The organism is Candidatus Methylomirabilis sp., assembly GCF_028716865.1.
Classification (GTDB): domain Bacteria; phylum Methylomirabilota; class Methylomirabilia; order Methylomirabilales; family Methylomirabilaceae; genus Methylomirabilis.
Genome location: NZ_JAQUOY010000043.1, coordinates 1 through 11,531, shown reverse-complemented (window position 1 = coordinate 11,531; position 11,531 = coordinate 1). Strand labels below are relative to the sequence as shown.

The following is an 11,531-nucleotide window of genomic DNA, read 5'->3' as shown; positions in this document are numbered from 1 at the left end:
GTCGAATGCGCTGTTCCCTGATAAGGTGTGGCACGGGTAACCTCCTTCCTGGTTGGGTGGACGAGTTGGACGACCACCACTCTTCTACCACAGGGGGGAGTGTTACCCATGTATGATAACTCTACTCTCAGTTGAGGGGCCGATCTTGACCTGGTTGACCTTTCTATGGTATAAATATATACTTATACCTGGTCCTACGAATGTTCAGCTAGATTTCCGCACAACAACTGGGTGGCGTTTCTCATTTCCCGGGAAGCGTACCCATTGCCAGTGAAGGCTGTTGCGCCATTATATTTGGAGAGGCTTCAATCACCTGTGGGAGCTATCATCCCCTGGCGCTTCCGATAGCGACGGCGAATATGCCCTTGACGGACAAATCCTTGTGGGACGTACCGCCGTGCGTATTAACAGTGGCTTACGGAGGGGAGGTTGACTTTGTACGACTATAAGAAAGAGGTGTCTTCTGTTGTCGGGCAGGGGCCGGGATCGCGGCCGTTTTCGCGCTCAGAGGCGAAAAGGCTTCTTCAGGATCTGTTCGCGCCCAAGCCCGCACTCTATTGGATCGATTTCCTGGTTACGATCTTCATTGGATACGGATGTGTCGCTGTGTACCTGATGGCCCCGGCTTTTTCGCCGATGCAGATCAGCGCATTCCTGCTGGCCGGACCTGCGCTGTTTCGGGCTGGGATCTTTATCCATGAGATTGTCCATAGGGAGGAGCCCTCTATGGCGGGATTTCGTATCGCCTGGAATCTTGCCGTCGGGGTGCCCCTGCTCATGCATTCGCTCCTGTACAGGAACCATCTCGACCATCATCACCCTCGTAAGTTCGGCACGCCGGCTGATGGAGAGTATCTACCGTTGGGCTCGGCGCCTGTTCAAGAAACGTTGCTGTATCTTGCGCAGGTCCTCGTACTGCCGCCTTTGACCGTCTTTCGCTTCCTGGTCTTAGTGCCGCTGTCATTTCTCCATCCTCGGTTGCGGCAATGGGTGATGGAACGCTGGTCTTCCTATATCATCAACCCGTATTATCACCGCATCATCCCACCAACGGAGCCTCGGGGACCTTGGGTGGTGTGGGACCTGCTCGGATTTCTGTGGGTGGTCGTCGTGCTCGCGCTGCTGTTGAAAGGATGGATCACGTGGACGACGATCGGTCTCGTGTATTGCCTGGTGGTCTGGACGATCAGCCTGAACTGGGTTCGTAATCTCACTGCGCACCGGTATGCGAATGCAGGAAGCAGGATGACATACGAGGAACAGATCGAGGACTCCCTGACGATCGGGGAACGGTCTCTCTTGACGCTGTTCTTATTTCCCGTTGGATTACGTTACCATACCCTTCATCACGCGTTCCCGTTGATGCCTTATCATTCTATGGGAGAGGCCCACCGCCGTTTAATGGAGGGGCTACCCGAGGACTCGGTATACAGAAGAACGATCATGCCTAGTTATTGGGCTGCAGTCCGCGAACTCCTGCGAGGCGCAAGAGCGGCAGGAGAGGCCGGACAAAATCCAGTAGAGGTCTGGCGTCACCCAGCAACGGCGTCGTATGCGCGGTAAACTGGAAGCTTGGGCGCGCAGCTAGCCTCTTCCATTGAGCGGCAGTACATGATCTGTTTCGTCGAGGGTGTGCGCCCTGGGCAACTGTAGGGATAATCAATCCGCCATGCATCGCATACTGTCAGTGTTATCGGGCCTCGGGCTTGCGTGCCTGTTGTTGTTATCATGGGGTATACCTGGCCGGATCGAGGCAATCGAGCGAGCATGTGACCGCACCTCCACCGCCATTGATGTCCAAGTACATGGAGTCCGGAGCGATCAAGGAAATATCATGTTCATCCTGTATGGCGACAACCCGGACGATTTCCTCGCGAAAGGCAAGAAACTCCTAAAGCAGCGCATTCCGGCGAAGCGCGGGACCGTAGTATTTTGCGTAATTACGCCAAAGACAGGCGTATACGCCGCTGCGGTGTATCATGATGAGAACAGCAATGGGAAATTTGACAAGAACTGGATCGGGTTGCCTAGCGAGGGCGGCGGCTTCTCGAACAACCCCCAAACGCTCATAGGCCCACCTCGCCATGCACAAGCGGCATTTCGCGTCCCATACAGTCAGATGCCCCTAGAGATTCAACTAAGCTATCCGGTAGCATCAGGCCGCTGAAACCCTGATCTGTTGAAGTTAAGAGCCGGTCGCTTCAGACGTTGAAGGCTTCTCCCCACCCAGAAAGCCTCCTGTACCAGTCCAATAATTCTCCGTACGCCTTTGTGCCGGTATGACTGTTGTGGAACTGGGTTTCTTTTCCTTACCCAGCCTCCCGTACTATAGAGGCAAACATACGGCAGGGCTACTTGGTGAGCATCCTGAAGACAACTCCGAGGACAAGGAGAGTGATCAATGCAAAAAACGGAAGGAGCAGCAGCTTGTAGTCGCGGAGTTTAAGGCGCATGCGATCTCCCGGTCTGAATATCTACCTACTGTAGGCTAGGATCAGTGAAGCGAATCCCAGCAGTTCGCTAACTTCCATCGATATGCAGCAACTTCCAGTGATACCGCCAAGACAATTGAACTGGGTTTCGTTCCTCAACCCAGCCTACCGCCATGGGGTGCGATCCAGAGTCCGGTACTGAATCGCCTCTGCCAGATGGTCGGTCCGGATCGTTTCGTGACCTTCGAGATCGGCAATAGTTCGAGCTACCTTGAGGATCCGGTCATGCGCTCTTGCGGACAGCCCGAGCCGCTCGATGGCGGTTTCCAGGAGCGCCTGTCCATCTGGCCCGATAGAGCAGTGTCGGCGAATCTGCTTAACGCCCATTTGGGCATTACAGAAGGTCCGAGTTCGCCTGAATCGCTCCTGCTGGAGAGTTCTGGCCCCTTTGACACGCGTCCGCACCTGCTCAGAAGGCTCTCCCTGGGAATCGGTTGTCAGCTCCCGATAACGCAGTGGCGGTACATCGAGGTGCAGGTCGATCCGGTCCAGCAGCGGGCCGGAGATCCGCGATCGGTATCGCTGAATCTGGGGAGTGGAGCAGCTACACGGCCGCTGTGGGTCGGTGAAGTAGCCGCATGGGCAAGGATTCATCGCAGCGACCAGCATGAAACGAGCCGGGTAGGTGACGGAGGTCGCCGCGCGCGCAATGGTGACCGTGCCGTCCTCCAGCGGCTGACGTAACACCTCCAGAACGGACCGTTTGAACTCCGGCAGCTCATCGAGGAAGAGAACCCCGTGGTGTGCCAGACTTACCTCGCCGGGTCGCGGGATCGTGCCGCCGCCGATCAGCCCGGCATCCGAGATGGTGTGATGAGGCGCTCGGAAGGGTCGGGTTGCCACCAGCGCCGTGCGAGAAGGTACGAGGCCGCAGATGGAATGGATCTTCGTCACCTCGATCGCTTCCTCCAGGACCAGGTCAGGCAGGATAGTGGCAAGACGCTTGGCGAGCATTGTTTTGCCGGAGCCCGGGGGTCCGATGAAGAGGATGTTATGGCCGCCGGCCGCCGCCACCTCAAGCGCCCGCTTCGCATGGGCCTGCCCTTTTACGTCGGCCAGATCGACGCCGTAGCTGGCGTGCTGCGCGAAGACATCCTGGAGGTTGATGTGCGTGGGCGGCACCTGCTGTACGCCGTTCAGAAACTCCACGACCTGCGGAAGCGTCTCGACACCATAGACCTGGATCCCTTCCACCACGGCCGCCTCTGGGGCGTTCTCTGCAGGCAGGATCATCCCGGCAAGTCGGTGACGTGCGGCTGCGACCGCCATCGGCAGGGCGCCGTTGACCCCTCGGACACCGCCGTCCAGCGCCAACTCGCCTAGGAGCAGATGGCTCTGGAGTCGGTCCGGCTTGATCAGGCCCATCGCCGCCAGGATAGCGCAGGCGATGGGGAGGTCGAAACAGGCGCCTTCCTTCTTGATATCGGCCGGCGCCAGATTTACTGTGATCCGTCTGGAGGGAAAGTCGAACCCGCAGTTCTTGATGGCTGCCCTCACCCGATCGCGGCTCTCCTTGACCGCTGCATCCGGCAGCCCGACGGTGTTAAAGTTGGGCAGGCCCTGAGCGATGTCAACCTCTACGTCGACCAGGTAGGCCTCGACTCCCAACGCCGCGCTGGATAACACCTTGGCCAGCATTGTCACTCCATCAAAAGAGGGTGGTCCCCTCGCTGCCGAAGGCGTCCCGGATCAGGAGGATCTCGGGCTGTCCCGACTGGCCCCCTGCAAATGTTACCGCTACGACGTCGAAGCGACAAGCCGTCTCGCTGAGCCTCTGCCGCTGCAAGTAGAGCTTCGCCACCCTGACGATCTGGTGCTGCTTCCGACGTGTGACCGAGGCCTGCGGCGGACCGAACTCACCTGACGTACGGGCCTTCACCTCCACGAAAACCACCTCGCCACCGTCCTGCGCGATCAGGTCGATCTCGCCGAGCGGGGTCGAATAGTTCTCGTGGAGGATCCGGAATCCTTTGGCCTGCAGATACGCCTTCGCTGTACGCTCTCCTTCCGCTCCCAGAGCCGACCGCCCGGTTTTCATTTGCAGACCCTGTTATACATATTCCCGGACACCCCTGAAGCCCTTCCTGTGGATAGGGCTCACCCCGAATCGCGCAATGGCAGACAGATGTTCCGGGGTTCCGTACCCTTTGTGTCGGCCGAAGCCGTATTGCGGGAGGGCCAGGTCATATGCCTGCATGATCCGGTCCCGAGCAACCTTTGCAAGGATGGAAGCCGCAGAGATGGAGAAACAGAGACGATCTCCCGAGGGGATCAGTTGATGGGGGGTGGAACAGTCTGGGGATCGATCGCCGTCGATCAGGACGAAATCTGGGGGCGGATTCAAAGCCTCGATGGCACGCCGCATGGCAAGCATAGTTGCCTGGAGGATATTCAGGGTATCGATGACCTCCTCCTGGACCACGCCGAAGCCGACGGCCACCGCCTCGGCCCTGATCGCCAGGTCGAGCCGCTCGCGCCGGCATACGCTGAGCGCCTTGGAGTCATCCACCCCATCGATCGCACAAGCCGGCGGAAGGATCACCGCGGCAGCCAGGACCGGCCCGGCCAGGGACCCCCGCCCGACCTCATCAACACCGGCAATAAGGTGATGCCCTGCGGCACGGAGGCGGGTCTCCACCTCTGCATGCCGCAGCGCAGGCATTCCCTCTACCTCAGCTTGCGCTCTGAGATCCGGGCAGCTTTTCCCTTCAGCTTTCGCAGGTAGTAGAGTTTCGCCCGACGGACATGACCCCGTCTTATGCACTCGATCTTCTCGATCATGGGGGAATGGATGGGGAAGATGCGCTCCACACCGACACCGTACGTGACCTTACGTACCGTGAAGGTCGCACGAATTCCGTCGCCGCGCATACGGATGACCACCCCTTCGAATACCTGAAATCTTTCCTTATCGCCCTCCAGGACCTTCACCTGCACCCTGACCGTGTCGCCAGGCGAAAAGTCAGGGATCTGCGCCTTCAGCGAGGCCGCTTCGACGCTGCTGATAACATTCATGATTCAGCCTCCGACATACAATAAGTCCAACGTGCCAAATTCGAGGTACGAAACACGCTCACTGCACACATCACACCTCAGACCATTTAACCGTTCTCCTCCTCTGCGTCGATCTCCGTGAGGAGTTGACGGTCCTCTTCGTCCAGTTCGGCCTGCTGTAGGAGATCCGGCCGACGGACCTGCGTGCGCCGCAAGGCCTCCTTTCGGCGCCAGCGCCTGATCCGCTCATGGTCGCCAGACAGCAGCACGTCCGGGACCGCAAGCCCCTTAACGCTTTGTGGCCGCGTATAGTGGGGAAAATCCAGCAACGTGTCTACGAAAGAGTCGTACCGGGCCGACTCTTCATCACCCAGTACGCCGGGAATCAGCCGGATGACGGCATCCAGGAGCACAAGGGCCGGTAGTTCTCCCCCTGTCAGGACGTAGTCCCCGATAGAAATCTCATCGGGCGCCAGGAGCGCTCTTACCCGTTCGTCAAACCCCTCGTACCGGCCGCACACCAACAGCAGGTGGTGGTGCTCGACAAGCTCCTGGGCAATCGCCTGTTTAAACGGACGGCCCTGGGGGGTCAGAAGGACCAGATGAGTCTCTTGCTCCAAACGGAGGTTTGCAACCGCCTCGAGGATCGGCTCGGGTTTAAGCACCATTCCAGCGCCACCCCCGTACGGTCGATCGTCCACGATGGCATGACGATCATGAGCATAACTCCGAAGATCGTGGACCGTGATCTGTGCGAAACCGCGCTGCTGGGCTCGCTTGAGGATGCTTTCAGAAAGCGGTCCCTGAAAGAACCCGGGGAAGAGTGTGAGGATGTCATACTGCCTCAGCTTCGATCATCCCTTTCAGAAGACGGACCAGCATGATCTCCCCTGTAAGATCGATCCTTCTCACGACCTCTCGGGTCGCAGGAAGCAGCCATTCCGAATCTTCATCTTCACCGTGGACCACATAGACATCGTTGGCGCCCGTTTCCAGGATTTCGGCGATCCGTCCAAGCTTTCGGCCCTCTTCAGTCACGACCGTAAGGCCGATGAGATCAGCATGGTAATACGTTCCCTCTGGAAGCGTTGGGGCGGCCGACCTGGGGATGAGCACCTCATGGTCGACCAGACGTTCCGCCTGTTCAATGGTCTGTACGCCCTGTAATTGCATGATCCAGGCTGAACCCGCCGTCGGCCGAACTCGCTCCACGATATACTCAGCAAGATCGCCCACGGCCCCCCTGAGGTATACGGTTGCCGACCCTGCTGCAATCGCGATCGAGTCAGCGAAGGGCTGTACTTTCACTTCTCCCTTCAGCCCCCAAGCCTTGACAGTCCTACCCAGTACAAGGTATGGCGACGGCATTCACCTATTCCAGAATCTCCAGGACGGCCCGACGCTTCGATCTGGCTGCGATGGCGTGCAGTACGGTACGCATCGCCTTGGCCGTCCGGCCCTGCTTTCCGATCACCCTGCCGACATCGGAGGAGGCCACTCGCAGGCGGAGGACCAACGCATTGTCCTCCTCTGCCGCATCGACGGTCACTTGGTCCGGACTGTCCACCAGCGCCATGGCCATCCGTTCTACCAGCTCTTTGAGCGCCTTCGCTTCCTCCATGGTATCCTGACTCGGAACTGACGGACCGTCTTCCATCTTCCCTCCTTCCGGTGCGTTATGCTTTGGTCACGAACCCAGGGTTATTGACCCTTGCCTGCGGCCTTCAATTCGGCCAATTGCCGCATGACACCTGCCCGCCGCAAAAGCTGTCTGGCGCTGTCGGTAGGTTCAGCGCCCCGTTGCAACCAATGCAATGCACGCTCCGCCTGCACGGAGAGCGCAGGCTGCTCCCCGTGGGGATCGTAGGTACCCAGGGTTTCCAGTACCTTACCGCCCCCTGCAGCCAGTGAGTCTCCCACGACCAGGCGATAGAAGGCGTGCTGCTTTGCCCCCATCCGCCGCAATTTGATCTTTACAGCCATCTTTGTCTCCCCCTCATCCGCTCGCCGTCACGCTCCCATAAAGGACCGAAGGCGCTTTGCCATTTTCCCTCTCGCCCCACTACCCCCCGGCATGACATGTTTCATCAGTTTCCTGGCCTGGACGAACTGCTTGAGCAGACGATTCACGTCCGCCACAGATGTGCCGCTTCCAGCGGCGATCCGCAGGCGCCGGTTCCCATTGATGACCTCGGGAATCTCGCGCTCCTTGCGGGTCATCGAGTTAATAATCGCCTCAGCCTGCTTGAACTCCCGCTCTGCTGCAAAGGTGTCAGCCAGGCCCTTCTGCCGTGACAACCCCGGGATCATATCCATCACCTGATCGAGGGGCCCAAGGTCCTTCAGTTGCTGGAGTTGTAAGCGAAAATCCTCCAGCGTAAAGCCCTCGGATCGAAGTTTCTTCGCCAGGTCCAGGGCTTGTTTTTGATCCACCCTCGCCTGTGCTTTTTCCACGAGGGTCAGGATGTCGCCCATCCCAAGGATCCGAGAAGCCAGCCGTTCAGGATGAAAAGGCTCGAGGGCATCCGGCTTCTCGCCGACACCGATAAACTTGATCGGCTTCCCTGTGACCGACCTGATCGAGAGGGCCGCGCCGCCTCGGGAATCCCCATCCAGCTTGGTAAGGATGAACCCCGTCAGATCAAGATCCGCATTGAACCGGAGGGCGGAATTGACCGCGTCCTGTCCGGTCATGGCGTCGGCGACCATCAGCCGCTCGGTCGGAGAGGTCGCAGCAGCAATCGCCACCAGCTCTTGCATCAGCGGCTCATCGATATGGAGTCGCCCGGAGGTATCGAGAATCACCGGGTTCTGTCCGTGCTCTTTTGCCAGGCGCTTTGCCTCCTGGCAGACTTGCAGCGCAGAACCCGCCCCGGCGTACACCGGAACCCCGATAGCCCGCCCCAGAGTCTGGAGCTGCTCCCTGGCTGCCGGCCTCACCGTATCGGCCGCCACCAGGAGCGGCGATCGTCCTTCCGATACGAACCACCGGGCCAGCTTCGCCGACGTCGTCGTCTTGCCTGATCCATGCAGGCCGACCAGCATGACGATCGTAGGATGATCCGGCGCATAGGTCAGCGGGGCGCGTGTTTTGCCCAGCACCTCGACCAGCTCTTCGTAGACGACCTTGACGACCTGCTGACCGGGCGTCAGACTCTCTAATACATTACGGCCCACTGCCCGTTCGCGGACGCGCTCGATGAACCCTTTGACGACCTTAAAATTGACATCCGCTTCGAGCAGCGCAAGGCGAACCTCTCGAAGCGCCTCAGTGATGTTCTCCTCGGTGAGCCGCCCGTGGCCACGAAGCTTTTTCAGGACCAGACTTAATCGATCTGTGAGACCTTCAAGCACTACTCCCACTCCCTTTGCAGCGCCTAAAAATAGCCCTCTCCTCGCTTCTTGTCAAGGTCAAAACTACACAGGAGTCTTGTTGCCGTCAAGGCGATCGTTGGAGGCGGATCACGGACGTACCTGCCAGCATGTCGTGCAGGCCACGTTTTCGGTGGGTACACGCGATCATCAGCAAGCCAATGCCGAAGAGCAGGAGCGAGAGCATCCAGCACAGCGAGCGAAGCAGTGCGCCGCCATACGTCATCTCCTGACCGTCAGTTCGGACAACCTTCAGGCGGAAAAGCATCTTCCCGGGGGTCTGTCCACACGTTCCGACGAAGATGGTGAAATACCCCACACCACTCAACATGACGATGGCAGCACTCGAATATCCAGCCAATGCCACCACCTGATCATTGATCTCGCCGCCTAACTGACCCCCGAGAAAAATGGTTGCCAGCGCTGCAAGGTCGAGAGCGATGGTGATCAGAGAGAGAAAGGCGAGATCGATCACCCAGGCCGCCATTCGGATCCAGAATCCGGCATAACGGGCCTCAGGCTCCGCGATAATAGGCGCACTGTCGATCGGTGCGGCAGGATCGCTGCACGCCACGTTACCCACCGTCCCCATGAATGCCCTCCCACTGCTCAGTGCTTCCCCTCGGAAAACCGCTCCGCAAGCTTGCGTCCATCGGGTGTGTTCGCCACAATCAGCGTCGCGTTTCCGCACGTGGGGCATACCTTCCGATGCGTTGACTGACGCCATAGGCTGTAGAGAAGGCCGGGAATGATAAGCGCCAACCACAGCACGATCTCGATCGCAAATGAGCCTCTGGTCTTTGACTGGGGTGTATCAGTCTGAGCACCGCAGGTTGTGCAGATCAGGGACTCCTCGGAGCGTCTTAATGACAAGACGGTGCGCGCGCCCACCACAAAGATCGCCACGACTGCCAGTAACGGGATCAGCCAACGGAGCACTTCCATGAAGGTATTCCTCCTCAACTCCAGCGTAAAGCGCGGTGGGCCAGACTACAATGAAACCGGTCTAGCTGTCTCGACTCGTGAAACACCCAGGAAACATTGTGATTCTCTCGCCTTTGTATGGACTTGTCAAGGTTCGCCGTGACCCACTGTTGACCTGTCTGCTACCAGGCAGGTGCACCCGGTCTTGACAGCGGCGGGGTGATCTGATAACTGCTTACACGAGTAGGGGGTTGTATTCGCCCATGCCGAGAGCTGAAAGGCTCTGTATAGTGATGAGCCTTAGCGGAAACGAGGTGTACCATGCCGATCTATGAATATGCGTGCAGCAGTTGCAGGAAGCGGGTGAGCCTGCTGATCCGGAATATCCATAACCCCGCTACACCTGTCTGCCCCCGCTGTGGGGGTCGGGATCTGACGCGTCTGCTCTCCCGGTTCGCGGTGGTCAAGTCTGAAGAGAGCCGCTTCGAGCGAATGGCTGACCCCAGCAATTTCGGCGATCTTGATGAGAACGATCCGAAGAGTGTGGCGCGCTGGGCCAAGCGGATGGGGAAAGAGATGGGCGAGGATGTCGGCGAGGACTTCGACCAGATGATGGAGGAGGCTGCGGAGGAAGAGGGAGCGGCCGGAGGGGGAGCAGAGACCGAGGAGTAAGCCATGGATGCGCGCTCGTCCTTCCCGAACCGTGTTTCACCTTGACAGTCGCGCGCCGTTTTGGATATAGTCGGCACGGATTAAAGGGACCCGCGTGCCTGCCCTGCAAACCCCTGGTCGCCCTTCGACGTGCTCAGGGCGAACGGTATGGGGATTGAAACGGTTGGTATTTTCCCGTTCATGCTGAGTCTGTCGAAGTATGAGCCCACCGATTAGGCTCAGGATAGGCTCTTTAGACGCGAAAGGCAGTGATGAAAAAGCGACATTTACTAGCGCCAGGGCCGACTCCGGTCCTTCCGGACGCCTTGCTGGCGATGGCCAGGCCGATCCTATACCATCGCGGTCCGGAGTATGAAGCCCTCCTCGCCTCCGTCCGGGAAGGGCTCAAATTCCTCTTCCAGACCAAAAACGAGGTGCTGTTGTTCACCTCATCCGGTACCGGTGGGATGGAGGGGACGGTGGTGAACACGCTCTCGCCCGGCGATCGAGCCGTGGTCATCAGGAGCGGTAAGTTCGGCGAGCGCTGGGGAGAGATCTGCGAGGCCTATGGCCTTCAGCCGTGCTACATCGATGTAGAGTGGGGGCGGGCGGTAGAACCTGACCTCGTGGCGGCAGCGCTTGCGGCTGATCCCTCGATCAAGGCCGTCTTTGCCACGCACACGGAAAGCTCCACCGGCGTCATACACGATATTGAGGCCATCGCCCGGATCGTGGGGAGGACGCCAGCCATCCTGGTCGTTGACGCCATTATGAGTCTGGGGGTGGCGAACCTGCCGATGGATGCCTGGGGGGTAGACGTCGTTGTGGGCGGATCTCAGAAGGGGTTGATGATCCCGCCAGGCCTCGCTTTTTGCGCCGTTTCTGACAAGGGATGGGCGATGGTGCAACAATCCCGCCTTCCGAAGTTCTACTTCAACTTCCTGGCGGAGCGGAAGAGCCTGGAGAAGAACCAGAATACCTTTACGCCGGCGGTTTCGTTGGTCATGGCGCTTCACGAGTCCCTCGCCGCGATCAGGGCGGAGGGTCTCACCGCGCTCTTCGCGCGGCATGACCGGCTTGCGCGGGCGACCCGCGCCG

The 11,531-nt window shown here is 59.0% G+C and carries 15 protein-coding genes; 4 read left to right on the top strand and 11 right to left on the bottom strand.

Going from position 1 to position 11,531, the window contains the following annotated elements:
* Window positions 1–429: 429 nt before the first annotated feature.
* Both PHV01_RS12380 and PHV01_RS12375 read left to right on the top strand, forming a co-directional pair.
* Window positions 430–1,563, top strand: coding sequence for a fatty acid desaturase (locus tag PHV01_RS12380; protein WP_337291466.1), 1,134 nt, complete (start codon window positions 430–432; stop codon window positions 1,561–1,563).
* A 106-nt stretch (window positions 1,564–1,669) separates the two neighbouring features.
* Entirely contained in the window at window positions 1,670–2,167 is a 498-nt protein-coding gene (locus tag PHV01_RS12375) for a DUF2141 domain-containing protein (protein ID WP_337291465.1), read from the top strand.
* 430 nt (window positions 2,168–2,597) lie between these two features.
* Here the strand turns inward: PHV01_RS12375 and PHV01_RS12370 are convergent, their stop codons facing one another.
* The 11 genes from PHV01_RS12370 to PHV01_RS12320 all read right to left on the bottom strand — a co-directional run bounded on the left by PHV01_RS12370 (window position 2,598) and on the right by PHV01_RS12320 (window position 9,803).
* Entirely contained in the window at window positions 2,598–4,130 is a 1,533-nt protein-coding gene (locus tag PHV01_RS12370; RefSeq protein ID WP_337291464.1) for a YifB family Mg chelatase-like AAA ATPase, read from the bottom strand.
* A 10-nt stretch (window positions 4,131–4,140) separates the two neighbouring features.
* Window positions 4,141–4,530: a YraN family protein gene (locus PHV01_RS12365; protein WP_337291463.1), complete on the bottom strand. Its 390-nt coding sequence runs from the start codon at window positions 4,528–4,530 to the stop codon at window positions 4,141–4,143.
* 12 nt (window positions 4,531–4,542) lie between these two features.
* Complete coding sequence (locus PHV01_RS12360) at window positions 4,543–5,154, bottom strand: ribonuclease HII (protein WP_337291462.1); 612 nt, start codon at window positions 5,152–5,154, stop codon at window positions 4,543–4,545.
* Window positions 5,155–5,159: 5 nt separating this feature from the next.
* Window positions 5,160–5,507 (bottom strand): 50S ribosomal protein L19, encoded by a 348-nt coding sequence (gene rplS / locus PHV01_RS12355; protein ID WP_337291461.1) that lies wholly within the window; start codon window positions 5,505–5,507, stop codon window positions 5,160–5,162.
* Window positions 5,508–5,593: 86 nt separating this feature from the next.
* On the bottom strand, window positions 5,594–6,334 hold the full coding sequence (gene trmD, locus PHV01_RS12350) for a tRNA (guanosine(37)-N1)-methyltransferase TrmD (RefSeq protein WP_337291467.1): 741 nt from the start codon (window positions 6,332–6,334) through the stop codon (window positions 5,594–5,596).
* Window positions 6,321–6,854, bottom strand: a complete 534-nt coding sequence (gene rimM / locus PHV01_RS12345; RefSeq protein WP_337291460.1) for a ribosome maturation factor RimM — start codon at window positions 6,852–6,854, stop codon at window positions 6,321–6,323. Before rimM ends, trmD begins: the two co-directional genes overlap by 14 nt.
* A 4-nt stretch (window positions 6,855–6,858) precedes the next feature.
* A complete protein-coding gene (locus tag PHV01_RS12340; protein WP_337291459.1) occupies window positions 6,859–7,143 on the bottom strand; it encodes a KH domain-containing protein in 285 nt (94 codons plus the stop codon).
* Between the two features lie 44 nt (window positions 7,144–7,187).
* Window positions 7,188–7,469: a 30S ribosomal protein S16 gene (rpsP, locus tag PHV01_RS12335; RefSeq protein ID WP_337291458.1), complete on the bottom strand. Its 282-nt coding sequence runs from the start codon at window positions 7,467–7,469 to the stop codon at window positions 7,188–7,190.
* A gap of 27 nt (window positions 7,470–7,496) precedes the next feature.
* Window positions 7,497–8,840: a signal recognition particle protein gene (gene ffh, locus PHV01_RS12330; protein WP_337291457.1), complete on the bottom strand. Its 1,344-nt coding sequence runs from the start codon at window positions 8,838–8,840 to the stop codon at window positions 7,497–7,499.
* An 85-nt stretch (window positions 8,841–8,925) separates the two neighbouring features.
* Window positions 8,926–9,450 (bottom strand): RDD family protein, encoded by a 525-nt coding sequence (locus tag PHV01_RS12325; protein ID WP_337291456.1) that lies wholly within the window; start codon window positions 9,448–9,450, stop codon window positions 8,926–8,928.
* A 17-nt stretch (window positions 9,451–9,467) separates the two neighbouring features.
* Complete coding sequence (locus PHV01_RS12320; RefSeq protein ID WP_337291455.1) at window positions 9,468–9,803, bottom strand: hypothetical protein; 336 nt, start codon at window positions 9,801–9,803, stop codon at window positions 9,468–9,470.
* A gap of 300 nt (window positions 9,804–10,103) precedes the next feature.
* On the opposite strand from PHV01_RS12320, the gene PHV01_RS12315 reads away from it, so the two are divergent.
* On the top strand, window positions 10,104–10,454 hold the full coding sequence (locus PHV01_RS12315) for a zinc ribbon domain-containing protein (RefSeq protein WP_337291454.1): 351 nt from the start codon (window positions 10,104–10,106) through the stop codon (window positions 10,452–10,454).
* A gap of 251 nt (window positions 10,455–10,705) precedes the next feature.
* Window positions 10,706–11,531: alanine--glyoxylate aminotransferase family protein (locus tag PHV01_RS12310; protein ID WP_337291453.1), on the top strand; the 826-nt coding region annotated here is incomplete at its 3' end.